29 protein-coding genes, 1 tRNA gene and 1 riboswitch are annotated in these 25,399 nt (G+C 49.9%); of the genes, 16 read left to right on the plus strand and 14 right to left on the minus strand.

The genetic code is table 11. The features are described 5' to 3' along the window. Positions 1-6: 6 nt before the first annotated feature. The 3 genes from C1752_RS11680 to C1752_RS11690 are packed head-to-tail and all read right to left on the minus strand — an operon-like array spanning position 7 to position 3,291. On the minus strand, positions 7-1,731 hold the full coding sequence (locus C1752_RS11680) for a R3H domain-containing nucleic acid-binding protein (RefSeq protein ID WP_110986245.1): 1,725 nt from the start codon (positions 1,729-1,731) through the stop codon (positions 7-9). A 30-nt stretch (positions 1,732-1,761) separates the two neighbouring features. Continuing rightward, complete coding sequence (gene ldpA, locus C1752_RS11685) at positions 1,762-2,814, minus strand: circadian clock protein LdpA (RefSeq protein WP_110986246.1); 1,053 nt, start codon at positions 2,812-2,814, stop codon at positions 1,762-1,764. Positions 2,815-2,835: 21 nt separating this feature from the next. Beyond that, positions 2,836-3,291, minus strand: a complete 456-nt coding sequence (locus tag C1752_RS11690) for an NAD(P)H-quinone oxidoreductase subunit N (protein WP_110986247.1) — start codon at positions 3,289-3,291, stop codon at positions 2,836-2,838. 198 nt (positions 3,292-3,489) lie between these two features. Here C1752_RS11690 and C1752_RS11695 point away from each other — a divergent pair. The 3 genes from C1752_RS11695 (at position 3,490) to rpaA (ending at position 5,440) form a co-directional block, all read left to right on the plus strand. After that, positions 3,490-3,561 (plus strand) — tRNA-Gln (locus tag C1752_RS11695). A gap of 93 nt (positions 3,562-3,654) precedes the next feature. After that, positions 3,655-4,428, plus strand: coding sequence for an HAD family hydrolase (locus C1752_RS11700; protein WP_110986248.1), 774 nt, complete (start codon positions 3,655-3,657; stop codon positions 4,426-4,428). Between the two features lie 271 nt (positions 4,429-4,699). After that, positions 4,700-5,440 carry a two component system response regulator RpaA gene (gene rpaA / locus C1752_RS11705; protein WP_110986249.1) on the plus strand — a complete coding sequence of 247 codons (741 nt, stop codon included), beginning with the start codon at positions 4,700-4,702 and terminating at the stop codon, positions 5,438-5,440. 7 nt (positions 5,441-5,447) lie between these two features. Here rpaA and C1752_RS11710 read toward each other — a convergent pair whose 3' ends face one another. The 3 genes from C1752_RS11710 to folD form a co-directional block, all read right to left on the minus strand. Beyond that, the gene (locus tag C1752_RS11710; protein WP_110986250.1) at positions 5,448-5,924 is read right to left on the minus strand and encodes a divergent PAP2 family protein; all 477 of its coding nucleotides are present in this window, start codon (positions 5,922-5,924) and stop codon (positions 5,448-5,450) included. A 66-nt stretch (positions 5,925-5,990) separates the two neighbouring features. Continuing rightward, positions 5,991-6,929 (minus strand): geranylgeranyl diphosphate synthase CrtE, encoded by a 939-nt coding sequence (gene crtE / locus C1752_RS11715; protein ID WP_110986251.1) that lies wholly within the window; start codon positions 6,927-6,929, stop codon positions 5,991-5,993. A 115-nt stretch (positions 6,930-7,044) separates the two neighbouring features. Continuing rightward, positions 7,045-7,932: a bifunctional methylenetetrahydrofolate dehydrogenase/methenyltetrahydrofolate cyclohydrolase FolD gene (gene folD / locus C1752_RS11720; RefSeq protein WP_110986252.1), complete on the minus strand. Its 888-nt coding sequence runs from the start codon at positions 7,930-7,932 to the stop codon at positions 7,045-7,047. Positions 7,933-8,051: 119 nt separating this feature from the next. Between folD and sipA the strand changes: the two genes are divergently transcribed. Both sipA and C1752_RS11730 read left to right on the plus strand, forming a co-directional pair. Next, a complete protein-coding gene (gene sipA / locus C1752_RS11725; RefSeq protein WP_110986253.1) occupies positions 8,052-8,339 on the plus strand; it encodes a regulatory protein SipA in 288 nt (95 codons plus the stop codon). A gap of 204 nt (positions 8,340-8,543) precedes the next feature. Continuing rightward, the gene (locus C1752_RS11730; protein WP_233501541.1) at positions 8,544-8,831 is read left to right on the plus strand and encodes a hypothetical protein; all 288 of its coding nucleotides are present in this window, start codon (positions 8,544-8,546) and stop codon (positions 8,829-8,831) included. A gap of 10 nt (positions 8,832-8,841) precedes the next feature. Here the strand turns inward: C1752_RS11730 and C1752_RS11735 are convergent, their stop codons facing one another. Continuing rightward, positions 8,842-9,264, minus strand: coding sequence for a plastocyanin/azurin family copper-binding protein (locus C1752_RS11735; RefSeq protein ID WP_110986377.1), 423 nt, complete (start codon positions 9,262-9,264; stop codon positions 8,842-8,844). Between the two features lie 95 nt (positions 9,265-9,359). Continuing rightward, a riboswitch (cobalamin riboswitch) is annotated at positions 9,360-9,560 on the plus strand. A gap of 25 nt (positions 9,561-9,585) precedes the next feature. Between C1752_RS11735 and C1752_RS11740 the strand changes: the two genes are divergently transcribed. After that, positions 9,586-10,254, plus strand: a complete 669-nt coding sequence (locus tag C1752_RS11740; RefSeq protein ID WP_233501542.1) for a HupE/UreJ family protein — start codon at positions 9,586-9,588, stop codon at positions 10,252-10,254. A 43-nt stretch (positions 10,255-10,297) separates the two neighbouring features. Further along, positions 10,298-11,347, plus strand: coding sequence for a cobalamin biosynthesis protein CobW (gene cobW, locus C1752_RS11745; protein WP_110986256.1), 1,050 nt, complete (start codon positions 10,298-10,300; stop codon positions 11,345-11,347). 117 nt (positions 11,348-11,464) lie between these two features. Here the strand turns inward: cobW and C1752_RS11750 are convergent, their stop codons facing one another. Further along, entirely contained in the window at positions 11,465-12,022 is a 558-nt protein-coding gene (locus tag C1752_RS11750; protein WP_110986257.1) for a methylated-DNA--[protein]-cysteine S-methyltransferase, read from the minus strand. Between the two features lie 17 nt (positions 12,023-12,039). Continuing rightward, a complete protein-coding gene (locus C1752_RS11755) occupies positions 12,040-12,426 on the minus strand; it encodes a nuclear transport factor 2 family protein (protein ID WP_110986258.1) in 387 nt (128 codons plus the stop codon). A gap of 179 nt (positions 12,427-12,605) precedes the next feature. Between C1752_RS11755 and C1752_RS11760 the strand changes: the two genes are divergently transcribed. From C1752_RS11760 to C1752_RS11770, 3 genes are read left to right on the plus strand one after another with little or no spacing between them, the layout of a single operon-like run. After that, positions 12,606-13,085, plus strand: coding sequence for a hypothetical protein (locus tag C1752_RS11760; protein ID WP_110986259.1), 480 nt, complete (start codon positions 12,606-12,608; stop codon positions 13,083-13,085). Between the two features lie 48 nt (positions 13,086-13,133). Beyond that, complete coding sequence (locus tag C1752_RS11765; protein WP_158535077.1) at positions 13,134-13,601, plus strand: GNAT family N-acetyltransferase; 468 nt, start codon at positions 13,134-13,136, stop codon at positions 13,599-13,601. 51 nt (positions 13,602-13,652) lie between these two features. Then, positions 13,653-14,399 (plus strand): hypothetical protein, encoded by a 747-nt coding sequence (locus C1752_RS11770; protein ID WP_146242328.1) that lies wholly within the window; start codon positions 13,653-13,655, stop codon positions 14,397-14,399. A 164-nt stretch (positions 14,400-14,563) separates the two neighbouring features. On the opposite strand, the gene C1752_RS11775 is transcribed toward C1752_RS11770, so the two are convergent. Together C1752_RS11775 and C1752_RS11780 are read right to left on the minus strand one after the other, a co-directional pair. After that, positions 14,564-15,616, minus strand: coding sequence for a radical SAM/SPASM domain-containing protein (locus tag C1752_RS11775; RefSeq protein WP_146242329.1), 1,053 nt, complete (start codon positions 15,614-15,616; stop codon positions 14,564-14,566). Between the two features lie 1,224 nt (positions 15,617-16,840). Then, a complete protein-coding gene (locus tag C1752_RS11780) occupies positions 16,841-17,242 on the minus strand; it encodes a universal stress protein (RefSeq protein WP_110986263.1) in 402 nt (133 codons plus the stop codon). A gap of 178 nt (positions 17,243-17,420) precedes the next feature. Here C1752_RS11780 and C1752_RS11785 point away from each other — a divergent pair, with 178 nt between their 5' ends. The 5 genes from C1752_RS11785 to C1752_RS11805 all read left to right on the plus strand — a co-directional run bounded on the left by C1752_RS11785 (position 17,421) and on the right by C1752_RS11805 (position 21,151). After that, on the plus strand, positions 17,421-18,626 hold the full coding sequence (locus C1752_RS11785) for a phosphoglycerate kinase (protein WP_110986264.1): 1,206 nt from the start codon (positions 17,421-17,423) through the stop codon (positions 18,624-18,626). A 158-nt stretch (positions 18,627-18,784) separates the two neighbouring features. Then, on the plus strand, positions 18,785-19,366 hold the full coding sequence (locus C1752_RS11790) for a PEP-CTERM sorting domain-containing protein (RefSeq protein WP_146242330.1): 582 nt from the start codon (positions 18,785-18,787) through the stop codon (positions 19,364-19,366). Between the two features lie 98 nt (positions 19,367-19,464). Next, positions 19,465-20,169 (plus strand): urease accessory protein UreF, encoded by a 705-nt coding sequence (locus C1752_RS11795; protein WP_110986266.1) that lies wholly within the window; start codon positions 19,465-19,467, stop codon positions 20,167-20,169. Positions 20,170-20,172: 3 nt separating this feature from the next. Further along, positions 20,173-20,775, plus strand: a complete 603-nt coding sequence (gene ureG, locus C1752_RS11800) for an urease accessory protein UreG (RefSeq protein WP_110986267.1) — start codon at positions 20,173-20,175, stop codon at positions 20,773-20,775. A gap of 157 nt (positions 20,776-20,932) precedes the next feature. Continuing rightward, the gene (locus C1752_RS11805; protein WP_110986268.1) at positions 20,933-21,151 is read left to right on the plus strand and encodes a DUF7219 family protein; all 219 of its coding nucleotides are present in this window, start codon (positions 20,933-20,935) and stop codon (positions 21,149-21,151) included. 20 nt (positions 21,152-21,171) lie between these two features. Here C1752_RS11805 and uvrB read toward each other — a convergent pair whose 3' ends face one another. The 3 genes from uvrB to C1752_RS11820 all read right to left on the minus strand — a co-directional run bounded on the left by uvrB (position 21,172) and on the right by C1752_RS11820 (position 24,460). Further along, entirely contained in the window at positions 21,172-23,190 is a 2,019-nt protein-coding gene (uvrB, locus tag C1752_RS11810) for an excinuclease ABC subunit UvrB (RefSeq protein WP_110986378.1), read from the minus strand. Between the two features lie 205 nt (positions 23,191-23,395). Then, positions 23,396-23,587 carry a photosystem II assembly protein Psb35 gene (psb35, locus tag C1752_RS11815; protein ID WP_110986269.1) on the minus strand — a complete coding sequence of 64 codons (192 nt, stop codon included), beginning with the start codon at positions 23,585-23,587 and terminating at the stop codon, positions 23,396-23,398. 117 nt (positions 23,588-23,704) lie between these two features. Further along, positions 23,705-24,460, minus strand: coding sequence for an LmeA family phospholipid-binding protein (locus tag C1752_RS11820; RefSeq protein WP_110986270.1), 756 nt, complete (start codon positions 24,458-24,460; stop codon positions 23,705-23,707). 483 nt (positions 24,461-24,943) lie between these two features. Here C1752_RS11820 and C1752_RS28420 point away from each other — a divergent pair, with 483 nt between their 5' ends. Beyond that, complete coding sequence (locus C1752_RS28420; RefSeq protein WP_158535078.1) at positions 24,944-25,309, plus strand: hypothetical protein; 366 nt, start codon at positions 24,944-24,946, stop codon at positions 25,307-25,309. The last annotated feature ends 90 nt before the right edge of the window (positions 25,310-25,399 follow it).

Genomic DNA, 25,399 nt, shown 5'->3' on the forward strand with positions numbered 1-25,399 from the left:
CCGCTGTTAGGCAGGATAAATCCGCAGACGACGATTGGGTTCTTCTCCAAAGCTGCGGGACTGGAGCCGATAGTGTTCGATCAGCTCATGCTGCATTTTTCTAACCAACGCTGAGCGGGGTAGCAGCTCCACCGGCTGTCCTTTGGGAATCACGATTTGTTCAACGGCGAGTCTTGCTTCTTCCAGCGCCTCCATTTCATCATCGCTTTCGTCGCCCATAAACATCCGCAGGTCCACGACCTCAGGGGTACCGGGTTCGTCCATATTCAGCAGCCGTCGCAGCCCTCGCGCAATTTGGGGAATGGTGCTGGCTTTGATGGTGTGGACGGGGAGCTGGCGACTCTTGGCAAGCTGCTTGAGCTTGGAGTGATGTTTGACGTGCGATCGCAACCCTAGAACCACATCAGCATTGTCAATATCCTTTGTCAGAATAATGGGTAGATTCAGCGTCCGAATCACCTGATCGAGCTGCGACCGACTGACGCCATAGGGATAAATATGGAGCGGCAGATCTTCGCCATTGGGACCGGCCCAGGCAATCTCGTTACCGTACCGGTCTTGGCGATCCATTGACGCATCCAAGAGCGTCTGAAACATATTCGAATCTGGTGAAACAGGGATCTGTTCCTTGAGTGGCACAACCGGAATTTGACTAGAGGAACGCCAGCTTTTCTGAGCTGTAGGCTCTGGCGTTTCGATTAGCTTCGGTAGCTCGTGAGTGATTGCCACCTTCCCGGCGTCATTGACAGTGCGAATTTGGGGGTTGGGTACTCTTCCTCGCAAGAGTTGATCAACGGTCACGGAAACTTCATCGTGAACCACCCAGCGGCTGCGTTCCAGCATCTCTACTGCGACATCGAATGTGGGCGGTGCTTTGCGCTCTAGGACACTTTTTTGGCTGCCGCGCCGACGGGCCTCATCATCCCCAAGAGTCACAGACTGAATCCCCCCCACAAGGTCAGAGAGAGTCGGGTTCTTCATCAGGTTCTCGATCTGGTTGCCGTGGGCGGTACCGATTAGCTGAACGCCGCGCTCAGCAATAGTGCGGGCTGCGAGGGCTTCTAGTTCGGTGCCGATTTCATCAATCACGATCACTTCCGGCATGTGATTTTCTACCGCCTCAATCATCACCTGATGCTGCAGTTCGGGGCGGGCCACCTGCATCCGACGGGCGCGGCCAATCGCGGGGTGCGGGACATCGCCATCTCCGGCAATTTCGTTTGAGGTATCAATAATGACGACGCGCTTTAGCAGATCGTCGGCCAAGACGCGCGCAATTTCCCGCAGTGCCGTGGTTTTGCCAACGCCAGGACGCCCCAGTAGCAAAATAGATTTACCGCTTTCCACCAGATCTTGAATCATGGTGATCGTGCCGTAGACGGCTCGACCGACCCGGCAGGTGAGACCAATGATTTCGCCCTGACGGTTGCGCATGGCGCTGATCCGATGGAGCGTACGCTCAATTCCGGCGCGGTTGTCGCCGCTAAAGTGGCCGACGCGCTGAATGCAGTAGTCTAAGTCGGTGCGAGTCACAACCTGCTCGGTCAAAAACTCAGCCTTCTCTGGAAAGCGGGCTTCCGGTTGGCGGCCAATGTCGAGCACCACTTCGATCAAAGAGTCGAGCTGAGCGTGGGCTTGGAGTTGCGATCGCAACGGTGCTGGCAAAATACTGAGCAGCTGCTCCAGGTTATCTGTAATCAGCCTACGATTTTGGGTTGTAGATTCAGCCATAGTCAAATTCGGATCTCTATCCTGAGTCCGTTAATACATTAAGGTTCCCCTATTGGCCTTGAGTGGCCCCACGAGCGCTTCCGCTCGGTCAACAGCTTGCCTAAGTCTCGAAAGATCCTGCTCCAGCGGCTCAGCGTCAGGCAACAGCGAATCGAGCAACCGGCGAGCATAGCTGCCGTAGGCGACCCCTGCAATGTGGGCAGATTGACTCATTTCATTATTCAAGAGGCCATTGGCTTTGAGTTTAACAACTGTATGACCATTTGTACCTCCTGCAAGCTGGACATAGCCTGGCAATTGAGCCTCTAGCACTTTTTTACCCAATCGCACCGCAGCCCTTGTTGTCCCATCGCCAATATCGCCACTCATGGGTCGCCCATCCGTTTGCCAGATCAGCGGGCAGGGCAGCGGGGCAATGTGTTCATAGAGTGCACGCAAATACTCTATATGTCCTTCACCATCCGGGCAGCTAATGGCTAGAACCTTCAGCCGATGCATATAGGGCCTTACTTGGTGCCACAAGCGAGCGAAAGCTGGTCGATGGGTTGGATGGGTATGAATCTCTAGAGCATCCACCTGATGAGACACGAGTAATGGAACAACTGCGTCGAGAGAGGCACGATGGGTCTCAGCCGTGATTTGATCGATCGGACAGATGGGTAAGCAGCGGCCACAGCCGTAGCAGCGGTCGCCCATCACCCCACTCTCCCCCTCTGAGAAGAGGATCGCCTGAGCGGGGCAGATCGTCACGCAGGGGCGAGGACAGTCTACCGGGCAGCGAGCTGGATCGAGAACCGCCTTACGGAAATGTGGATCTTCGCCATCATTAAGACTCACCATGAGCCAGGGGCGGGTGGGGGCATTCCCCAGGCTGGAAGCAACCTCAATCGCTGCATTTATGCCGTCAGTGGCAGCCGCTATAACCGCAGGATCGGCGGCAACATCAATACAGTCTGCACCGGCTAGAGTGTAGGCCAGCGACAGATTGCGCACAGCTGGTAAATGCTGGAAACTCGCGCCACAGATTAGCTTGAACCAATGGCCCTGCTCCAGAGACTGTAAGGGTTTCTGTATCACCCGAATAAGCGCTATTTCTAGTAAGGTTTAGGCGGCTGTAAGTACCTGCGTCAGAGGCTGCCAGCGGAAATTGCGGCTACCCCCTAACTCGACCACAATCTTCACCTGAGCATTAGATTGAGTCAAATCACAGAGATAGGCCAATTCTTGCTGCGATAATCGCTTACCGTCATAGAGCCATAGCACGAGTCCCTCTGCACCGGGCGGCAGCATTTCAAGGTGGTACGTCACAAAGGGCGGTAAGTAATAGGTGTGAATTTCTCTTTTACCCAGGTGAGGTGGACGCACGCCATGCACATTTGTGAAATACGCCGCCAAGTCACCAACGCCCGGAGCAGAGACAAACTGGGTTGCATAGCCCGCAGCCCGCAGCCGTCGCTTGAACCGTCCTTCGAAACCACCCTCTGAGGGAACATAGACGCCCACTGCGCCATCCCTTTCGACCTCTTTAATAAACTTTTTCCCGGTGATGATCAATGCCATGACGGATGCTAGTAGATGGTTGTGGCTCATTTACAAACTACACGACTTTACCCCTGCCTGTCACAGATTTAACGCTTGGCCCTATACCAATCCGCCCGTAGAGGAGAAAGAATCACGCAATCTGCAATATTGGGCTTGACAGCCGAGGGAAGCAAGCTGCTAATATGATCGAGCTTGAATCAATTGGGTTCTCAGCAATGGGGCGTCGCCAAGCGGTAAGGCACCTGGTTTTGGTCCAGGCATTCGGAGGTTCGAATCCTTCCGCCCCAGTTTTAAAATTGAGCTTTATTGAATTTTGGGAAATCACTTTTTTGTGTTCTGCTGCTAGTCTTGGCTACGCAGCCTTCGGTGTGAATTGAGTCAGTGAAAACTCCCCAAACGTTAGCGCTAGATTTCGACGGCATTATTTGTAACGGTCTCCAAGAGTATTTTCAGACAACCTGGCGTGCCTACTGCCAAGTCTGGTCAACGTCATCAGGAACTGCTCCTGAGACCTTGGCCCAGCAGTTTTATCATCTACGGCCTGTTGTCGAAACAGGGTGGGAAATGCCGGTGCTGCTGCGGGCTATTCTCAAAGGATTCTCTGAAGAGGCTATTCTTCAGAACTGGCCTAATATCCGAGATCGCGTTGTTGTTGAAGACGATCTCAACCCCAAGATGTTGGCGACTCAAGTTGATGCCGTGCGCGATCGCTGGCTAAACAGTGATTTAGAGTCTTGGCTGGCACTGCACACCTTTTATGAGGGAGTCATTCCAAAGCTCCAGGCACTGAGCGAACAGCTCCCTATTGTCATTATTACGACCAAGGAAAGCCGGTTTGTGAAGGCTCTCCTCCAGCAAGCGGGCCTTCAGATCCCTGACGACCGACTATTTGGTAAGGACTGTCGCCGTCCTAAAGCAGAGACGCTGCGACAGCTCAAGACGACAAGCCCGACTCCCATCTGGTTTATTGAGGACCGGTTGGCAACGCTCCAAACGATTAAGCAGCAGCGTGATCTCACAGACATTGCTCTTTTTCTCGGTGACTGGGGCTATAACACCCAGCAGCAGCAGCAAGCTGCGAACCGCGACCCTCGCATTCACCGACTATCGCTCGCTCAATTCGGACAGGAATTTTCAGGCTGGCTACAAAGCTAGGGCAAAGCACTTGACCAGGGAAAAATCCAGCCATGGTCAAGTTCTGCGGGGTGCCGGAGATTCAAATTTCTCTGTGTCTGACACCTTGATAAGTATATGTACCGGCGTAAATCTATAATATACTTATAAACCTAAAATATTTTGTTAAAAAAGTTTTTAATATCCATGCTTATAATCTTTACAGGAACATTTAAGGATTAAAGCCAAGATTTTTATGGATTTTCGCTCTATTTCTCTAAAATCCTTTGCCTGTACTATCTGAGCCGTTTGAATGAAGCCACGGATACTTGTAATTGATGATGATCCTGCGATCGCAGAACTGGTCGCCATTAACTTAGAGATGGCGGGTTATGACGTCACTCAGGCAACCGATGGCATGAAAGGTCAGGCTTTGGCGGTGCAACTTTTGCCAGATCTAATTTTGCTAGATCTCATGCTGCCAAAGGTTGATGGATTTACGATCTGTCAGCGGTTACGCCGTGATCAGAGAACCGCCGATATCCCGGTGTTGATGCTGACGGCTCTCAGTCAAACCCGAGATAAGGTTGAGGGCTTCAATGCTGGGGCCGATGACTATTTGACGAAGCCTTTTGAGCTGGAGGAGATGTTGGCGCGGGTAAGGGCGCTGCTGCGGCGCACCGACCGACTGCCTCAGGCCGCTAAGCATTCAGAGATTTTGAGCTATGGGCCGTTAACGCTAGTGCCTGAACGGTTTGAAGTGCTGTGGCTGGAGAAGGTGATTAAGCTGACGCGGTTAGAGTTTGAGCTGCTCCACTGTCTGCTGCAGCGTCATGGTCAAACTGTTTCTCCTAGTGAGATTTTACAAGAGGTTTGGGGATATGACCCCAATGACGATATCGAGACCATTCGAGTTCATGTGCGCCACCTGCGGACAAAGCTGGAGCCAGATCCACGCCATCCGCAGTTTATTAAGACGGTTTATGGGGCGGGCTACTGTCTAGAGCTGCCGCAGACAAGGGCAGAGCTAGAAGAAGAGGAAGTTGTAGGCTGAGCGCCCACTAAGAAAGCCATTGACTAAGGAGTCCTGTGGGGCTGCTGAGCAGAGAGATAATGATGCCAAGAGCTGAACCCGCAATGACTTGAATAGGCGTGTGGCCCAGCAGTTCTTTGAGGCGGTCTTCGTTGAATTCTGGGTTTTCTTGAAACATTTCGTCTACGATCTGGTTGAGAATCCGGGCTTGTTTGCCAGCGGCCTGTCGGACTCCGGCGGCGTCGTACATGACGATGATGGCGAAGATGGTTGCGATCGCAAACTCAACGCTATCCCAGCCTTTGACCTGGCCGACCCCCGTCGCTAGAGCCGTCACTAGAGCCGAATGGGCGCTGGGCATGCCTCCCGTTTCGACAATGACGCGAAAATTAATCTTGCGGTTAATGGCGAACTCAACAACGAGCTTGAGAACCTGAGCTATTAAGCTGGCGGCAAAGGACACCAGTAGAACCCAGTTGTGAACAACATCGCCAAAATTCTGCATAAATATCTGATCTCACAGATCATGAACGGGACGGTCAGTGAGAGAAATATGATTTCCCTGGGTGACTTAAGATTGACGGGCAGTGATAAAATCTGCGATCGCCATCAGCGGTAGCGCCTGTTCGCCGTAGTCGGCCAACGCTGCTTTCGCTTCATCGACGAGGCGCTGCGCCTGCTGCTTGGATTCTTCAATGCCCCACAGGCTCGGGTAGGTGGCCTTCTGAGACTGTAGGTCTTTGCCTGCGGTTTTCCCCAACTGTTCGCGAGTGGCCGTCACATCTAAAACATCATCGACGATCTGGAATGCCAGTCCAATATTGCGAGCGTACTGACTCAGGTGCTCCAGCATCTTTTTCGGCGCATCTGCTAACTCTGCCCCAGACAGCACCGAAGCTTCCAGTAGCGCCCCCGTTTTGTGGAGATGAATAAAATCTAGCGTTGATAGCGTGATATCTTCAGCGCCTTCGGACTCAAGATCGACAACTTGTCCGCCGACCAGTCCCGTTGCTGCCACTGCATGGCCTAGTCGAGCCACCACCTTCAGCAATCGAGCCGGTGCAACGTCCTGAGTCTGCATCGTTAGGAATTCAAAGGCGTAGGCCAGTAGGCCATCCCCAGCCAAAATGGCGATGTCTTCGCCATACACTTTGTGGTTTGTCAGCTTGCCGCGCCGGTAGTCATCATTGTCCATCGCCGGCAAATCATCATGGATCAGCGACATGGTATGAACCATTTCTAGAGCGCAAGCCGTTGGCAAGGCCATCTCAACCGTGCCCCCCGCCAATTCGCAGGTGGCAAGACACAGAATCGGCCGTAGACGCTTGCCCCCAGCCAGTAGGGAATAGCGCATCGCCTCATAAATTTTTTCAGGATAGACCACTGATATTGAGGCATCAAGAGCCTCCACCACAACCTGTTGACGCTGGCTCAGATAGTCTGGTAGCAAAAAGCCATCTGGCGCATCTTTGACGAGTGAGGGTGTTTGAGGATTCTCAGCAGAAATCATCCTTTAATCCTTCCTGATCTTGACGATGAAGAGATCTCCCTCTCGCTTGACCTCAATTAAGTACCCTGCTGAGCATTCAATTAAAGGTAGAGGGAACCTCGATTTTGCTTGAGGTTCAACTATTGTATGATGCTTTGCTGCCTTGGCTGTAACTCCACACCGTATTGTACAGAAGCATGGCAACCGTCATTGGACCGATCCCACCCGGTACCGGTGTAATCAGACTCGCTTTTTGTTCAACATTGGCAAAGTCAACATCACCCACCAAGCGGGCTTTTCCCGCCGGTCCCTCCACTCGATTAATACCGACATCCACCACCACAGCACCGGATTTAACCATCTCAGCGGTGACGTAGCTGGGGCGTCCTACTGCGGCAACCAAGATATCCGCTGACTGGGTGAGCTGAGCTAGGTTCTGGGTTTTAGAATGGGCAACTGTGACCGTGGCATTGGCCTCTAATAACATCAGGGCCATTGGTTTACCCACGAGAATGCTACGGCCTAGAACAACGGCTTGCTTTCCTTCTAACTTAACGTCGTAGGTGGTGAGAAGACGCATAACGCCAGCGGGAGTGCAGCTTCGTAGTCCGGCTTCTCCTCGTACTAATCGCCCCAGGTTAATGGGATGGAGGCCGTCGGCATCTTTCTTAGGGGCAATTTCGTACAGCAATGCCTCGGCGTTGAGGTGGGGCGGCAGCGGCAGCTGCACCAAAATTCCGTCAACGTTAGGATCTTGGTTCAGTCGATGAATCACCTGTGTCAGCTCAGCCTGACCTGTGTCAGCGGCGAAGTGTTCACCATAGGAGGCGATGCCGACGCGGGCGCAGGCCCGTTCTTTGTTGCGAACGTAGGCGGCGCTGGCGGGATTGTCTCCCACCATCAACACAGCTAAGCCGGGAGGACGACCGATGTGGGGCTGCAGCGCTTCGACTTGCGCTTTTAGTTCAAGCTGCATCTTCTGGGAGAGCGCTTTACCGTCTAGAAGGGTAGAAGAAGGTGGCATCAGTGTTGGGAGGCAGCGAAAAACCCTTTGATTGTATCGGTAAGACGGTGTATGGATGAAGCACAGCGTAGAATATCACGGTGAACCGGTACAAAACGTTTAGGCGCAGTCACGATCCTATGTCTGAGAATGCTTCTGATTTTGCAGTGGGCGATCGCATCCGAGTCATCGCCCTGCCCAGCTATGTTAAAACCGCAGAGCCGATGCCAATGCTGCGCCCGCCTTCCGTGATTGCCATCGGCGAAGAAGGTACCATCCTGAGTCGGGAACCTGGCGAATACTGGGGGATTCGGTTCAAAAAGGGAGCGTTTCTATTGGAAAAACAGTATTTTGAGTCTGCTACAGTCCCAGCTCTCTCAAATAGAGAGAGCGAAGATAATGGAGTTGAAAATAACCAGGAAACTTAGGCTCAACGTCTATGAGGGACTTGATGTAAGTCTACTAATGCGGGCAACAAAGATGTCTATGCAGTGTCTCTAATGCTGGAAGCAATAACGACGTATCTCTCAGTCATGATCGGTCGTGTCGTTATCCTGCTGTTTTGTACAATAATCTTCGGATTACCCAGTAGTCTTGCTGTAGCTGGCATTGGCACGCTACTAACGTTATCTATGTATAAACAGCCGAAAGCTGTATATCGTCGGCTTTTTTATTGGGCTGTCAAAGGATCTGCGATCGCAGGCTTTTCGTCCAGTCTGTTACTGTTCCTATCTCTTATCGCCAAGACCTCTAGCAGCCGTAACGGATTATCTGTCGTGTCTGCATTCTCTGAAAATGATGTATTTAACCTTCTCGCTGTACTTGCACTGATTATTGTGGTTCCTGCTGGAGCCATTGTGGGTGGTTTGATGAAACTCAGCTCGCTCAATCTCCCGCGTCGCAAGAAAGCGGTGAAATAATTGGAGCGGTTCATCCTGCGATGGTTAGGTCGCCGACCATACCCGCTTCAGTGTGACCCGGAATTGTGCAGCGAAGCTGATAGCTACCGGCCTTAACGGGGACAAAAACCCACTCGGCCTCGGTATTGGGACGTAGCTCTAGCTCATGGATGGCCCCCTTGATCTCGACATTCCCGGCATCGACTTTCTGCGACCAGACGGCATCGGCAAAGTCTTTCGCCGTAAAGTAATGTTTCTGAGGGCTAATGTTGCTCAAGATTAGCTTGTAGCGCTTGCCAGATAGGAACTGAAGCTGTTCAGGGAAGAACTTTAATGCCCCCTCTTTATTGCTAAGGCTTATGTTTATTTCAACCGGCTTCTGGAGCGCTAGATTGTTCGCGAAGGCTGGTTGAGACCCGCTCAATACGAAGCTGATCACCAAAATCAAACCCATAGATAGCCAATATCTGAGTTGTCCCATCGGCTTTATCCTCAATCCTGTGCCCCCTAATTCTCCCATGAACGTATGAGCAGGGACTGTGCTAATGTGGCACTCAGCATTGATTCGGTTTTGGTGGGGAGCAGCCACCAAAGGTAACGGGGAAAGAACGGTGTAAGTCCGATGCTGTCCCGCAGCTGTAAGCCGGTTTAGAGCATCTTACGTTGAAGCTAGGTCTCCATAGAGATTGGTTTTTGCGCCTTAGCTCTAAGCCCGTAAGCCAGAATGCCCGCCGATGTTATGTCGATTTTTTAGCGCATCTGCGAGGTACAGGTCGTGATTATTTTTAACGAAACTCTTTCTCCCGCTTGGCTGACAAAGAAACGCAGTCTCTCGATGGCTGGGTTATTGCTATTAATGGGCTCTTTGATCTCTGCGAAGCCAGCATTTGCCCACCACCCCTTTGGCGGAGAGACGCCGGATACAGCGTTGGCTGGGTTTCTCTCTGGCTTAGGTCACCCTGTCATTGGGTTTGATCACTTTGTTTTTGTGATTGCCGTCGGTCTACTCGCGGCCCTACAGCGTCGCGGTATGGTCGTTCCAGCGGCATTTATCTTAATGTCTCTAGCCGGAACTGGGATTCACTTGATGGGCGTTGACCTGCCTGCCCCGGAGCTTGTTATCTCAGCTTCAGTGCTTCTGTTTGGTGCACTCCTAGCCCTCAAGGACCGCCTGAATGAGATTTTGGTGATTGGCTTAGGTGCGATCGCAGGTATCTTCCATGGTTATGCCTATGGCGAAGCGATTGTGGGCGCTGAAATGACGTCCTTAATGGCTTACCTGGTTGGCTTCTCTCTGATTCAACTGATGATCTCCCTGTCGGCCTATTTCCTGGGACGGCGCGTCACAGAAAACGGAAAGGCTCGGACTTTACCGCTTCGGTTTGCAGGCTTTGCGATCTGCGGCATCGGTATTGCTCTCCTCAACGGCCTTATCACGGGGTAATCGCCTCAATCTCTCAATTTAGATCTTTGTTCTAGGCATTACCATGCATAAAATTCCCGTTACGGTTGTCACCGGGTTCCTTGGTGCTGGGAAAACTACCCTTGTGCGCCACCTGCTGCAAAATAACCAGGGGCGGCGCATTGCGGTCCTCGTGAATGAATTTGGCGAAATCGGTATCGATGCTGAGCTGCTGCGCTCCTGTCAGATCTGTGATGAAGACGAAGCCGATGGCAATATCGTTGAGCTGACCAACGGCTGCCTCTGCTGTACGGTTCAAGAAGAATTCTTGCCGACTATGCAGGCTCTACTCCAGCGTCGAGACCAAATTGACTGCATTATTGTCGAAACCTCCGGCTTAGCCTTGCCCAAACCCTTGGTGCAGGCGTTTCGCTGGCCAGAAATTCGCACGAGCGCCACCGTCGATGGCGTCATTACTGTGGTTGACTGCGAAGCTCTGTCCGCCGGTCAGCTCGTTGGCGATCTAGATGCTCTAAATGCCCAGCGTCGGGCTGACGATAGCCTCGATCATGAGACCCCTATCGAAGAACTCTTTGAAGATCAGTTAGCCTGTGCTGATTTAGTGCTGCTCACAAAGGTCGATCAGCTTGACCCATCAGAGCTGGATAAGGTGCAAACCTGGCTGCAGGGTGAGTTACCTCAGGGAACGAAGATGATTCCCTGCCATAACGGTCAGATTAATCCAGAGATCTTGCTCGGCTTCAATGCGGCGGTGGAAGATGACTTAGATCAGCGGCACAGCCACCACGACCACGAAGAAGAACATGAGCATGACGATCATATCAATTCAGTGCAGGTCCTTGTGGAGTACACGGCTGACTCTGAGCAGTTGCTAGAGCAGCTCAAGGAACTGGTTGCCAGATACGAAATCTATCGGATCAAGGGATTCGTCAACGTTCAGGATAAGCCAATGCGACTGGTCCTGCAGGGGGTCGGGGACCGATTTGACACCTTTTATGATCGTCCTTGGCAAGCTTCTGAAGTTCGCCAGACAAAGCTTGTCTTCATCGGGCAAGATTTGCAGCAGGCTGATATCGCAGCAGCGCTGACTCAGGAAACAGCCGTAATTGTGTAGCTCTTAAACTACTCATACAGACTTCTAGCCATTTGCGGTCACAAGACCGTTCACTGCTAGTGCTTAGGCTCCTGATAGTAAGGGCTTTCTCTCTTGAAGGCGAATCTCTTGTGCGCTTCAAATCTTTAAAGGTAAGGAAATCTGTTGGCAGTCTTCTTGTGTCAGAGCATTTTCGTGCTGTAGCAACCATCGTTTTCGCTCTATTCCACCAGCATATCCAGTTAACTGGGCATTAGCGCCCACGACTCGATGGCAGGGCACTACGATTGCGATGGGATTGCGACTGTTTGCTAGCCCCACAGCACGGCTGGCGTTGGGATTCCCTAGCTGAGTGGCAAGTGTTCCGTAGGTGAGAGTTGTGCCTGCAGGAATCTCCCGGAGGGTGGACCAGACCCGTTGCTGAAATGGCGTACCGCCTGGACTCACGGTAATGGGAGTCAGGCTGTTAAAGTCGCCCGCAAAGTAAGACTGGATGCGATCGCAAATCCCCAATGTATCCTGGGCTTGAACAAGGGAGAATGCCCCGTAGCGGGCCTGCAGAAACTTCTGCATTCGTGGTTCGTGGTCCGCAAATTCCAGGGCGCATAAATTCTGCCCTTCCGTGACCACTAAAATCTGGCCCATGGGAGAGTCTAAGCGATTGAGGTTGAGATACGTCTTTGTTGGAGCGACCATAGCCAATTTAAGACCCGCTAATTTGCAAGAGGACTGCCGTGGTGATGGACCAAATACCATTTGTCGCCCATCTGCTCAAAAATATTCGTGGCCATTGAGCGAGCTTCAAGACGCTGTCGTTGTGCCACCTGCAGCACCTTCTCAATCAAGATTACGTAGGCTAGGGTGCCACTTATTTCGGTCGTAATAATGGTGGTGTCTATTTCAAGGTAGGCCGTATTATGAAAAATTTTCTGCCAAGAAGGTCGGATATTTTCCCAGCCTCGCAGGGCTTCGCGGCCAGGATGAATACAGATACTGCTCGTCCCTTGAGACCAAATCGAGGCCATCGCCTCTGCGTCTTTTTTCTCGAAGGCGCGATAAAAGGCTGCGTTACTGATGAGAACGTCTTGTTCAGCGCTCATGCTTTCTCTCTTTGATGATAGCTCTATTAGATGATGCCGCCTGAAACAAATGTGCGGCATTTGGCTTCTTAGGATACGACATGGGCTAAGTCCGTGGCGTTAAGTTTTTAGGGCGAGGGAGGCACAATAGAAAAGTAATGCCCGGCCCCCAGACGATTCAAGAGGAATAATAAAAATCCATGGTGGACTACAAATTTTTACTACTGCTGCTGAGTACGGTCTCTTTAACGGTGGCAACGCCTCACTTAGTTCGAGGACAGGAACTTGCCCAGATATCCCCTTCAGGAGCGCCATCGGCACCGCTTGAGGCCCCGGCAGAGTCCTCACCCCCCGCAGAGCCTGCTCAGCAGCAGGCTGAAATGGATCCAGAACAGGCCGCTTTCCTTGATGCCCTGAAGCTGACGAATGAGCAGAAAAGTCAGTTCCAAGCGATTCAAAAGCTGCTTCAGGCACAGGCTAAAAGTATTTTGACGCCTGCGCAAGTGCAGCAGGTACAAAAGTTATCGGCTGCCGGTCAAGAGCCAGATTTTCGGACGCTTAACCTTTCCGCTGATCAGACAGCTAAGCTACAAGAGGCTGAGGGACTTGCTAACTATCGATTCTCTCTTTTGCTGACGCCAGAGCAAAAAAAGGTGCTGAGCAAATTGATTAGCAAGTAAGTAAGTTGCTTCTCATTGCCGCCGATTTTGTCTCGCACGAGAATCGCCTTGAGCCTTAACTTCATATCTGTCGATCAGCCCATCAGGATTGAGTTTACGTCCTTTACGGCTCGTGAGTCGCACATTAAAGCGATACGGATCGAGGTTTTCCATCAAGAGCAGAAAATCGACCCTGCTTTAGATTTTGATGGCTTAGATGAAGAGGCGATTCAAGTGGTTGCCTATATTGGCGATCAGCCGGTAGGAACGACGAGAATACGCCAGCTTGCGGCAGCCACAAAAATTGAGCGTGTTGCTGTGCTATCGCCCTATCGAAAGCAAGGGGTTGGCACAGCAATGATGCTTGAAATCTTGACTTATCTGAGCGACCGATCGAGCACAGACATTATCCTCAGCGCCCAATGCACGTCGGAATCGTTCTACCGGAAGTTAGGATTTATGCCGCACGGGGAAGTCTTTCGAGAGGCCGGAATCGAACATATTCACATGCGCTATCGTCCACGTAAGGGTAGATGACGCTAGAGATGAGAGCGCAACGGCTTAGGAGGCAGAGTGCAGAGATTTGGGTTGCTGATCGGATTAATCGTCTTAGGGGCAGGCGCTGGAGGACTTTGGGTTTGGCGTCAGGCGACCTATCTGCCGAACTGGTATACGCAACCGGTCATTCAGCCTGAAGCTGCGCCCGTGTTGTCTGGCTCAGATGTCGCTCAAGCCGATGAACGCCAATCACTGAAGTTAAAGCTGGTCCGCCAAGTGGTTCCGAGGCCAGCCCGCCACTCCACATCTTTAGGGACTCCGTCTGACTCAGCTCAGTTGTCACCTGAGTCACAGGTAACCCACGAGGTAAACCTTGATCCCAAAACTTTTGGTGAATTCGTCGTCAGCTCTATTCCGCAAACGCCTGAAAGCGAGGTGATTTTTCCCGCAATTAAGGCTATAAATACTGAAATTGATGCGGGACAGTTGAAGATTGGATTAGTTGTCAATACGGCTGAGCTACCGATGGAAGAGCTGCCGAAAGAGATGCGATCGCATCTTCAACAAACTCTCACCACCTTTCCGTTCTTTAAAGATCGGAACATCTATCTAGGCGCTGTAGGCCAACCTCGCCTAGAGTCTGGACAAGTGGTCTTAGGAACAGATGCCAAAATCCAAATTGGAAGCTTGAAGATGAACCTGACCGATGTTTCGGAAAGGATTGGCGTTCCTGTTGAGGACTTGGAGCAAAGAATTAACCTGCAGCTAGGTCAACTGAGCGTGCAGGATATTGACTTCATTCAAAATACTGCAGTCCTGAGCGGTTCCATTAACTAGCTGCCAACTCTTCCCCACTGTAAGCACCTTGGTTTTAGGTGAGCGAATACCTATCTCTATAGCGGTACACGTATTGATTCGGATGTAAGAATGGCTGAAACCCATCTGTGCTGAGGAAGAGCTGTCCTAGCTCTATAGAAGGTGAATCGTAGGCAATACGCTGCTTAGGCATCAAGGTAACAATGCTTACAGTGATCCGGCAAATCATGCGTAACATGGCACGTTCGAAAGTCTTGGTACTTGTCGTTATTCCAAATTTCACTGAAGCTCTGTTCATGTATGTTGCCCATCTTGACAGTATCGGAGTCTGCCAAAATCGCACAAGGCACAACATCACCATTTGTGCAGATATATGCAGATTTCCAGGGCCATGAACATTTCCGCGCCCTACTATAAAAGTCTCCATCGAAAACTTTGAGGTTGACCCCTTGCTCTAGAGCTGTTTCTTGAGCTGTTTCTAAGGCTGAATGAATCTTTTTCGAGGAGACCAGATCCGGCGACAGCTTGATCTCATTGATATGCTGTCCCATCTCGTCTTTTCCCCAATCATTAAGAAAGGGTTGGATTGTTAAAGCCCCAAGGCCTAGCTCCTTAACCAGCTTGATGACATCCTCTACTTCATGTAGATTTTGCTTCGTTAAGACCATCCATGCACTGAGCTTCTGTCTGTCTTCAACATCAATTAAGTCAGTGAACTCTTTAATATTTTTGCAAACGACATCAAAACGGCTGCCAACCCTTATCTTTTCAAATACTTCTGCAGATGCCCCATCAATACTAAGGTGAATTGATGTATTCTTCAGCTTGGATATTCTATGGGCAAGCTTTCCCTTCAGAAGTGAGCCATTTGTTGTAAAGCTCATCCGAATGTTTTTCTGCTCACCAAACTCAAGCATGGGAATAAGTTCTTTGTTGAGTAACGGCTCACCCATCCCCTGCAGCTTTATCCAAACAAGGTTGGGCAATTGCTCGATCAACGTCTCAAATGCAGATTTCTGAAGGTGGACAACCTCTTTATCCCAGTAGGTGACTTGACAATGAGGACAGCTAAAGTTGCAGTTGTTGACAGGTTCGATATCTAAGCTTGACGGTAAGCAAGGAACTTGTCTTAACTTCAATAAGTACGAGATGCGCATTCCAAAGTCATTAAAAAGCTTAGCTGGAGATTTAATCTGACTCAACAATACTGAAGCATTTGATTTCGAGAGCTTAAACATACTGAATTTCCATATGAGCGCTGCATTCTTTGATTGGGTAAGTTTCTCGCTACTCAAAGCGAAGGAGTCAACCCACAATTCAAACTGTAATTTCAGAAATATGCCTTCTTTAGTCTCTGTCTGCTTACAGATAGGGGAGTTGATTTGAACCTAAACGTTTAGAACAATCAGATTCTCTCTGAATGAAAATGAAATAGGCACCCGATAGGGTGTATCTGCTAGGCAGTAAGACGATTTTTTATCTAGTCGATTCGCAGCCTTTAGGGAGGTACAGGAGTCTGGCCGTCTTGCAGAACCGCACGAAGAATACACGAGGCATTGATATGTCGCTTGAAAGTATACATAAGGTCTCTCAATGAAGATGCTAACCGTGAGCTGTAGACATCTCTCAGACTGTGGCTTTTCTAGAAGTTGTGATTTAGAAAAGCGACACTGTAATACTGATGAAATTGCCTAGCTATTGACGGAAACACCCTGATTCTTTTGATCTTACTCAAATGCCCACCTTTGCTCTAGCTAGCTAAGTGTTTTGAACTCATCATCCCGTATAGGACTAAAGCTACACTTAAAACTAATTAGAACCCTATTTTATTCTAGCGCGTAATAATGAAAGTTTGGAGAAGAGGCCAGAACCTATAGTCTTATCTTCTGAAGACTTGCGATAGTTTTTTGAACGCCAGTATCTACTACATGTTACGTCCAACAAAGTACTTGTTTATAGGGTGTGATCACTCGTTGCTATCAAGAAACTTTGGGGCCGAGAAAATTAGTAAAAAATGTAGCGAGGTATACTGGATTGTGCGAGAGCTACTGATTTTTCTTTTTAGGATTGATTCCGAGCTGCTCCGCAATAGTGGATTGTTAGGGAGGCCATCATACGGCGTTTTACTCTACTGGGATCTTCTCTGGATGCAGAATATCTGAAGAATGAGGGGCAATTTGACCTAAGCAAATTGCATCAGAGCCCTCTTCGCCCAGCATAGAGCCGAAGCGCATCTGATTTCAAAAGCCGCTATATAAAGCTAGGGGAATTGATTCTAGAATGACTTCTCGGATGAAAGCATATTGCCAGTGGAAAGTTCAAGTAGACAAATAGCTCTCTATCAACTTTTTTAGGTAAAGAAGTAGAGGTATGAAGATAAAAAGTAGAACTGTCGTAGTGGTGAGCTCACTTGATTGTCGCTGAGCTAGCTATGTCCCAGAGATTAGGGTTTTGACTCTAGCCTAGGGAACGACTAAGACGGGACAGGGAGCTAAATTAATAACGCGATTGCTGACGCTTTCTGCCATTCCCTCGTCTGTGAGGCCCACGCCGCGACAGCCCATCACGATCACATCAGCGTCAAGTTCATCTGCGACATCACAGATACAAAAGGCGGGTTGTCCCTCTTTATGCAAAGTTTCTGCTTCAATTCCCCACTCAGCGAAGGCTGATTTTGCGGTTTGGAGCAACTGGTCAATCATGTCAGGGGCAGGATTGGCTTCCTCTGCACCTGCCTTGTCCTCTACCTGTACTGAGAGGATAAACAGGCGTCCATCACAGAACTTGACCAGTTTGGCGACGGTCTCGGCCGCATCTTGTGACTCGCGGCTTTGGTCCACAGGGAACAAAATAGTCTTAAACATTTGCGCTACTCCAGGGTACGGACTCCGGTAAAATTGGGGACGGCACGGAATCAGTTTACGCACCTAGCTGATCGGTGCTGCTGTGGTCAATCCCAACTCTGATCATTACAGTAACCGGTCCCTCAACTCAATTCGTGAGTCATAACTTTCAATAGACGCTTTTAGGAGATCTGTCACTGTGGCAAAAAAAACATTAGCAAGCCTTTCCTCTGCCGATGTATCCGGCAAACGTGTTCTCGTTCGTGCTGACTTTAACGTTCCTCTCGATGGGGATCATAAAATTACCGACGATACGCGGATACGTGCGGCGCTGCCGACGATCCAAGATCTGACCTCTAAGGGGGCCAAGGTCATTCTCTCTAGCCACTTCGGTCGTCCTAAGGGAGAAGTCAAGGAAGAAATGCGCCTAACGCCTGTGGCAACCCGTTTATCTGAGCTGCTGGGGCAACCAGTCATTAAGTGTGATGACTGTATTGGTGACGAAGTTGCAGCCAAAATTGGCTCAATGCAGAACGGCCAGGTGGCGCTACTTGAGAACGTTCGCTTTCATGCTGAAGAAGAGAAAAACGATCCGGCGTTTGCGGAGAAGTTAGCTGCAAATGCAGATTTATACGTTAACGATGCCTTCGGAACAGCCCACCGTGCCCATGCTTCGACAGAAGGCGTCACTAAGTATCTCAGCCCATCGGTGGCGGGCTATTTAATTGAAAAGGAGCTGCAGTATTTGCAGGCTGCTATTGAAAAGCCTCAACGTCCTTTGGCGGCAATTGTGGGCGGCTCCAAGGTTTCTAGTAAGATTGGCGTTATTGAAACGCTGCTCGATAAGGTGGACAAAATCTTAATCGGCGGCGGTATGATTTTCACCTTCTACAAGGCGCGTGGCCTCAGCGTTGGTAAGTCTTTGGTTGAAGAAGATAAGCTAGATTTGGCCCGTGAGCTAGAGGCGAAGGCTAAAGAGAAGGGCGTCGCGTTCTTGTTACCGACGGATGTGATTGTGGCTGATAATTTCGCCCCCGATGCTAATGCTCAAACTGTCAGCATTGAGAATATTCCCGAAGGTTGGATGGGACTTGATATTGGTCCTGATTCGGTGAAGGTCTTCCAAGAGGCGCTCTCAGATTGTAAGAGCGTGATTTGGAACGGTCCGATGGGGGTGTTTGAGTTTGATAAGTTTGCGGCGGGGACAGATGCGATCGCACATACTCTAGCAAGCCTCACCGGCACAGGAGCATCCACTATCATTGGTGGCGGTGATTCTGTTGCTGCTGTTGAGAAGGTTGGCGTGGCTGATAAGATGAGCCATATTTCGACGGGTGGTGGTGCCAGCCTAGAGCTACTGGAAGGCAAAACTTTGCCCGGTATTGCAGCACTAGATGATGCTTAGTGCACCTTTGTGATTTTAATTGAACCTTAAAAGCACGGGGGCTAGATTATCTAGCCCCCGTGACGTGTATTAAAGATGAAAAGTCTGGCTCTAGACAAAATAAAGTGAGGCATTAGGATAAAATCTTGAAGTTAGCAGAGGTAGGGGAAGTTTTTGCCATGAAGTTAGACTCTGTACATCATTTATTTATGCTTGTCATGGGCAGTACGGCTCTGGCTCTAGGAAATGTCAACCCTGCCGCTGCGGTCAGCATTACCTTTGAAGGCAGTCTTACCAATGGGGAAACGGTAACCGGCGAAGTTTCTTCTGAAAATAGCATCGAGATTCCTGCTAACTGGGATTTTTGGACCTTTGAGGGGACTGCAGGCAGTAGTGAGCGATTCACGGCTCGTCGGACGTCAACAGCGTTAGATCCTGCGTTTGGTATTTGGTTTGGTACAGAGGTGGATACAGATAGCTACAGCAGCTTATTTGGCGATAGCCTTAATACTTCCTTAGTGGTTTCAGCTGATGATGAGATCAATACTCCAGGCCCCTTTGGTGACCCGACAGTCCGATTTACGCTACCGGATACAGGTACTTACACTGTTGCAGTGGCTTCGTTCATATCAGATTCTAGTGATGAGCCGTTGGGATATACCCTGAGGGTGCCGTTTTCTGATTCTGCAACGATTCTTGGCTCTGGTTTGGTGCTCGGCTTGGGCATGCTTTTGAAGCGTAGATTCTCAAATTTTACTTAGGGCTGGGGCTATCGAGAGGTGAATGTTAGCGAATCGCTATTACGCCTCTTTGCCCCCTGGCTGGAAGTCATGTTTTGTTCTTTCTGTACCCCCTTCTTGTGACAAGAGAGCACTCACTGCTGCGTTTGCTTCAGCTCGCTAGTCCTGCTTTACCCGTGGGAGCTTATAGCTACTCTGAAGGACTGGAGGGGGTTATTCACGATCAGGTGGTCAGTTGCAAAGCAGACCTAGCCAGCTGGCTGGTACAGGAGTTGACCTATGGCTCAATCCATCTAGAGGCGGCGATATTGGTACGCAGCTACTGCGCCACAGCAAACCAGCAATGGGACCAGTTGCAGTATTGGAATGCTTGGCTGACGGCGGCTCGGGAAACAGAGGAGTTGCGATCGCAAAGTCTCCAGATGGGCCAATCGCTGCTGCGGCTTTTCCGGGATATTGAACTGGGTTGCGAAGAATCGCTGCGACCCTTTGATGTTGATTTACTCCAGCAACTCAAACAGGAAGGCTGTAACTTTGCTGTTATATTCGGCTTGGCTGCGGCTCATTGGCAGATTGAATCAGTAGATGCTTTGTTGGGCTACTTACAAAGCTGGGCCACTAACCTTATTAACGCTGGTATTAAGCTGATTCCGATTGGGCAAACTGCCGGACAGTTGATGCTGTTTCAGCTTCAGCCTACTCTAGAACAGGCGGCCCAAAATATTCTCAATTTAGAGGATGATGATCTCAAGAGCTGTGGGTGGGGATTGGCGCTTGCGAGCATGGCTCATGAAACCCAGTACAGTCGTTTGTTTCGGAGTTAGGCAATGAGTACGCTTCGGGTCGGGATTGCAGGTCCAGTCGGTTCAGGTAAAACGGCTCTGGTTGATGCCCTGTGTAAAGCCATGCGATCGATGTATAACTTGGCTGTGGTCACCAACGATATTTATACACAGGAAGATGCTCAGTTTTTGGTGCGGAGTCAGGCACTGGAGTGCGATCGCATCTTGGGTGTAGAGACTGGCGGCTGTCCCCACACCGCCATCCGGGAAGATGCCTCCATCAACATCAACGCCATTGAAGAACTAGAGCAGCGCTTTGACGATCTTGATATTGTCTTTGTTGAAAGCGGTGGTGACAACCTCGCCGCCACCTTCAGCCCCGAACTTGTAGATGTGACCATATACGTCATTGATGTGGCCGGGGGCGACAAAATACCGCGCAAAGGTGGCCCTGGAATTACCAAATCAGATCTGCTGGTCATCAACAAAATTGACCTAGCACCCTACGTCGGTGCAGATCTAGAGATTATGGACCACGACACCCGCAAAATGCGAGGTCAAAAGCCCTTTGTGTTTACAAACTTGAAAACGCAGACAGATCTAGCTGCCATTGTCGATTTTATTTGCCACCACCTTCCATCTGCTTAACGCTGTACAGATAGAGTCGTAAATATCAGGGCATTCGAGGATATTAGACCCCCTACGCTTCAATACTCTTGGTAAATATTTCCTAAGGGGTGATTCGCATTACCCCAACTCGATGCATCCTTAGTTAAGTTAAGGATAGGTTAAAGAGCGTCAGATCATGATTTTAGATGATTTTTTATATCCCCATCATCAAAACGAAAGTCAAGCAGACCCCATTGCCAGGGCCTTTGACGAGAAGTTAGAGGACTTTGCCCAACAGGTTAGCTACACCTGCAATTTAGAAGTGGGTGGTAAGCTGTCACCGAAAGATGCCTATGAACGCTTAGGGAATTTGTGGCAGCAGCTGCAGGCCCAGAAAGAAGAGTTAGGGATTTAATAGCCCACTCTCGACAGCAGCTAGTCGTTTTGTTGAGTGGACGAGCGACCCACCAGTTTTTCGCGGAGTTGTTTGATGCGATCTCGATATTTTGCCGCTTCTTCAAACTCAAGATTCTTGGCAGCCTCTTTCATCTGTGCTTCGAGCTGCACGATCAAATCAGGGACATTCTCGAGGGGTAAATCATCAACCTGCTCATAGACCTCCTCTAGTTCCTGAGCATTCAGCCGCCTCGAAACTTCCAGAAATGCCAGAATTGAGTTGCTATAGCGCTTCACTACCGATTTAGGGGTGATACCGTGCTTTTCGTTGTGGGCAATCTGAATGGTTCGCCGCCGTTCGGTTTCTTCGATTGCCTGCGCCATGCTGTTGGTGAGATTATCGGCGTATAAAATTGCCTGTCCCCGTACATGACGGGCGGCGCGTCCCATCGTTTGGATTAGCGATCTTGTTGCCCGCAAAAAGCCTTCCTTATCGGCATCCATAATGGCGACAAGAGAAACCTCCGGTAGGTCTAGTCCCTCCCGCAGCAGATTGACGCCGACCAATACATCGAAAACGCCCTTCTGTAAGTCCTGTAGAATCTCAATCCGTTGAATTGCATTGATTTCAGAGTGGAGGTAGCGCACGCGAATGCCGCGCTCCTCCAAGTACTCCGTCAAATCTTCAGACATCCGCTTTGTCAGAGTTGTAATTAACGTGCGCTCCTTGCGCTCGACTCGCTCCTTTACCTCCCCAAGCAAATCATCAATTTGCCCTTCGGTGGGGCGGACAAAAATCTCAGGATCAATGACCCCCGTGGGCCGAATCACCTGCTCCACAACCCGGCTTTCAGATAGCTCCATTTCCCAATCGCCAGGGGTTGCTGAGACAAACACACATTGCCCCACCTTGCCCCAAAACTCCTCTGCCTTGAGCGGGCGATTATCGGCAGCGCTGGGCAGTCGAAATCCGTGATTGATCAAGACCTTTTTGCGCGACTGGTCTCCGTTGTACATCGCCCGAGACTGAGGAACCGTGACGTGGGATTCATCTACTACCAACAACCAATCCTTCGGAAAATAGTCCACTAAACATTCAGGTGGATCCCCAGCCTGTCGCCCAGCAAGATGCCGAGAGTAGTTCTCTACACCGTTGCAAAAGCCAACCTCTCGCAGCATTTCCAAATCATATCGAGTGCGCTGCTCTAGCCGTTGTGCCTCCAGTAGCTTGCCCTCAGACTGCAAAACTTCAAGCTGTTGCTCCAGCTCTGTCGCAATATCAGCCACCGCTATCTCTAAGCGCTCCTGCGGTGTCACGAAGTGACGGGCAGGATAGATGCGTAAACTCTCTAGGCTTTGAATCGTGGACCCCGTGACCGGATCAATATAGCGAATTGCGTCAATCTGATCCCCAAAAAACTCCAGCCGAATGATCCGATCTTCGTAGGCTGGGCCAATCTCTAGAACGTCTCCCTTGACCCGAAATCTTCCTCGCCCAAGCTCAATATCGTTGCGGGTATACTGGATTTTCACTAAATCTCTGAGAAGCTGACGCTGCTCAACCTCGTCACCGACCTGCAGCGGCACAGATGCCTTGAGGTACTCCGACGGAATCCCAAGGCCATAAATGCAGCTAATAGAGGCCACCACAATTACATCTCGGCGCTCAAACAGCGATCGCGTCGCTGAGTGGCGCAGCATATCAATCTCTTCGTTGATAGCCGCTGTTTTTTCAATATAGGTATCCGTCACCGGAATATAGGCTTCCGGCTGATAATAATCGTAATAGCTAATAAAATATTCCACCGCATTCTGCGGGAAAAATGACCGCAGCTCGTTGCAGAGTTGAGCCGCGAGGGTTTTATTGTGGGCCAAGACTAGAGTGGGCTTGCCCACATTCTCAATCACCTTGGACATCGTGAAGGTTTTGCCGGTACCGGTGGCTCCCAGCAATGTCTGGTAACGATGGCCTGCGTTGAGATTCTTCGTGATCTGTGCGATCGCCTTGGGCTGATCTCCAGTGGGCTCAAAAGGAGAGCGTGTTTGAAACGATGTCATGGGCATCAATATCAGTCAGCAAAGACCGGAGTTAAAGGTATAGTCCACCTATATTTTGACGTGAAACTTGTCTCTTTGCTGTAGAAACGCCCTCAATATCAGCCATGACCCCTTACTTAGGGTGAACCTTCGCTAGCCTAGGCCAATCAGAATAACCTAGGCTAGCGAATCACAGACTGAAGCAGTTTTCAGAAAGTGATCGTGTTTACTTAAACCACTTAGATGTATCAGGAATAAAGCTAGGACGCTCTCTTCCTTCCCAGCCAGCAGGACGCTCGGAGTTATACCAAGCAATTGAGCCGATGGTGACCGCCGCGACAAAGCCGAGCACACCGACTCCAATTAGCACCGTCATTGCTGGGAAAGATGTTTCTGCAACAGCTAATAATAGAGGCATTGATTTGAACTCCTTAGTTATTCTATGGGTTAGGGAAACTTGTGTGACTCTGCAACAACTCATCGTAATCCGGCCGGTAGTGAAGGTACTTCAGCGCCGTTCGACGGAAGTGGAGCATCAGGTATTGCGTTGGGGAAATTTTTCGATGTGGGCAATGCCATAGAGCGTCAGTTGCTTGTTCCGTAGCCGCAGTTGATCCACTCGCAGCTGCATTCCATCAAGCGAGAACTGATCGAGATCAAGCAAATTGTTCACGTGGGCTGTCAATACCTGTCCGAGTTCTACTGCTTGGGCATCCCCACCGTAGACAACGTCCACAAACTGGAGCTTACGCCGGTCTTCAACATCTAGGTGAGCAGTGATATCAACCTCGATGACTTGATCCGCTCGCCCTTGCCGAACGGAACTCTGCATTCGCAAAGACCGATCGTCATTGATCGTAATCTGTGTTCGTTCGAACGTAAGCGGCTGCCCTTCATGGGACAGTTGCTGAAGCTTCTCAATCAAAAACGGCGTATTGAAAGAAGCCGTCAAATCATCCTCTGTTAGCACAACCCGCATTGAGGCCTGCGTTGGCTGGCGCAGTTTAACTTTGCCCCTAAAGATTGCACCAAAGTCAATGGAAACCGCTTGGACATACAGCTCCATCACCTCAACCCTGAGGCCGCTATGCATCAGCATACCGCGGCCCACAAAGTCGAAACCGTCAACGCTTCCCTGAAAGAGCTTTGCGACAGGTTCAGCTTTAACCTTGACGTCTAATTCTTCTGTTTGCTTGAGCAGTGCAGAAATTGCAGCAGTGACCGCTTTGCTGACGAGCTGATCGCCCCCCTGCCCTGCAGATGCTCTTGGAAAAGGTAGATTACCTAACACAAATATGGGGCCTAACTAATCTGGTATTAATATATCGTATTATGAACAAATGTAACAGCAGGGTGTAAAGTAATAATTAAGTTTGTAGCTAATGCCAGTTTTTCTGCAGGTTAGTGTGTTCTGATTGCTGACACGATTTCAAACGAGTATGGCTACAGATTTTTTTCACTTGTAACCGTAGACCTGATGCCTTTTTGTGCATCTTAATCAGCACAGGTGCGAGAACTCTCACTGCATGGGCCGGTTGATTGATGCTAAACAAAAGATCCTTTCGTTTCTACACAACGCTACGTGGATCTTGAGCTTGAAGAGTCAAAGACATTGGTTTGATGATTGCGCAATAGGAAACCTGCCTGTTCTATGAAAATACTTTAATTCTGCTTCTACGGTCGTGAACAAACCCATCATTGGGTTATGACGGCACTTATGCTCCCGACAGAGCACCGGCAGTGAATATCGCTTAGCCCTTTATTAAAGAGAATGATGGCTCCAAACCAAGCAGACGCTTCTAGCTCAATTATTGAGCAGCTTAGCCGCAGGGCTTCAAGCTTTACCAACATAAGCTTGAGTTTACCTCAGCACCTTGAGGGCACTCTAACTCGCTTGGAGCAGGGTGATCTCAAAATGCGAGTCAATTCCGTAGAAGCCAACCGAGAGCTGCGTCAGTTGAATCGTCTTGTACGGTGCTTAATCTATACAATTTTATTCAGTACCTTTTTCCTCTCTGCGACGCAGTTTGTACTCGCAGATTCGCTACGTGTGGCCGCTTGTTTTTTTTGTATTGCCCTCTTTGCATTATTCTTTGTCCTTCGACAGCTTTTTACTCAGTCAAAGCCTGCTGCCAGATAAACCTATTAGATGTATCTCTCGTGTGCCTTCCCCTTTGATATTTTGTTTCTAAGCTAGAGCAGCTATATCGGAGCACATATGACTCCGGTG

The organism is Acaryochloris thomasi RCC1774 (genome assembly GCF_003231495.1).
Taxonomy (GTDB): domain Bacteria; phylum Cyanobacteriota; class Cyanobacteriia; order Thermosynechococcales; family Thermosynechococcaceae; genus RCC1774.

Excerpts from the sequence above, each read along its gene's own strand:
- C1752_RS11780 (WP_110986263.1), bottom strand. The coding sequence starts at position 17,242 with ATGTTTAAGACTATTTTGTTCCCTGTGGACCAAAGCCGCGAGTCACAA.
- C1752_RS11690 (WP_110986247.1), bottom strand. The coding sequence starts at position 3,291 with ATGGCATTGATCATCACCGGGAAAAAGTTTATTAAAGAGGTCGAAAGG.
- C1752_RS28420 (WP_158535078.1), top strand. The coding sequence starts at position 24,944 with ATGGCTCCAAACCAAGCAGACGCTTCTAGCTCAATTATTGAGCAGCTT.
- C1752_RS11755 (WP_110986258.1), bottom strand. The coding sequence starts at position 12,426 with ATGAGCGCTGAACAAGACGTTCTCATCAGTAACGCAGCCTTTTATCGC.
- C1752_RS11790 (WP_146242330.1), top strand. The coding sequence starts at position 18,785 with ATGAAGTTAGACTCTGTACATCATTTATTTATGCTTGTCATGGGCAGT.
- C1752_RS11730 (WP_233501541.1), top strand. The coding sequence starts at position 8,544 with ATGTATAAACAGCCGAAAGCTGTATATCGTCGGCTTTTTTATTGGGCT.
- C1752_RS11760 (WP_110986259.1), top strand. The coding sequence starts at position 12,606 with ATGGTGGACTACAAATTTTTACTACTGCTGCTGAGTACGGTCTCTTTA.
- C1752_RS11680 (WP_110986245.1), bottom strand. The coding sequence starts at position 1,731 with ATGGCTGAATCTACAACCCAAAATCGTAGGCTGATTACAGATAACCTG.
- uvrB (WP_110986378.1), bottom strand. The coding sequence starts at position 23,190 with ATGACATCGTTTCAAACACGCTCTCCTTTTGAGCCCACTGGAGATCAG.
- C1752_RS11735 (WP_110986377.1), bottom strand. The coding sequence starts at position 9,264 with ATGGGTTTGATTTTGGTGATCAGCTTCGTATTGAGCGGGTCTCAACCA.
- sipA (WP_110986253.1), top strand. The coding sequence starts at position 8,052 with ATGTCTGAGAATGCTTCTGATTTTGCAGTGGGCGATCGCATCCGAGTC.
- ureG (WP_110986267.1), top strand. The coding sequence starts at position 20,173 with ATGAGTACGCTTCGGGTCGGGATTGCAGGTCCAGTCGGTTCAGGTAAA.
- psb35 (WP_110986269.1), bottom strand. The coding sequence starts at position 23,587 with ATGCCTCTATTATTAGCTGTTGCAGAAACATCTTTCCCAGCAATGACG.
- C1752_RS11750 (WP_110986257.1), bottom strand. The coding sequence starts at position 12,022 with ATGGTCGCTCCAACAAAGACGTATCTCAACCTCAATCGCTTAGACTCT.
- C1752_RS11710 (WP_110986250.1), bottom strand. The coding sequence starts at position 5,924 with ATGCAGAATTTTGGCGATGTTGTTCACAACTGGGTTCTACTGGTGTCC.
- rpaA (WP_110986249.1), top strand. The coding sequence starts at position 4,700 with ATGAAGCCACGGATACTTGTAATTGATGATGATCCTGCGATCGCAGAA.
- crtE (WP_110986251.1), bottom strand. The coding sequence starts at position 6,929 with ATGATTTCTGCTGAGAATCCTCAAACACCCTCACTCGTCAAAGATGCG.
- C1752_RS11775 (WP_146242329.1), bottom strand. The coding sequence starts at position 15,616 with ATGTTTAAGCTCTCGAAATCAAATGCTTCAGTATTGTTGAGTCAGATT.
- C1752_RS11805 (WP_110986268.1), top strand. The coding sequence starts at position 20,933 with ATGATTTTAGATGATTTTTTATATCCCCATCATCAAAACGAAAGTCAA.
- cobW (WP_110986256.1), top strand. The coding sequence starts at position 10,298 with ATGCATAAAATTCCCGTTACGGTTGTCACCGGGTTCCTTGGTGCTGGG.
- folD (WP_110986252.1), bottom strand. The coding sequence starts at position 7,932 with ATGCCACCTTCTTCTACCCTTCTAGACGGTAAAGCGCTCTCCCAGAAG.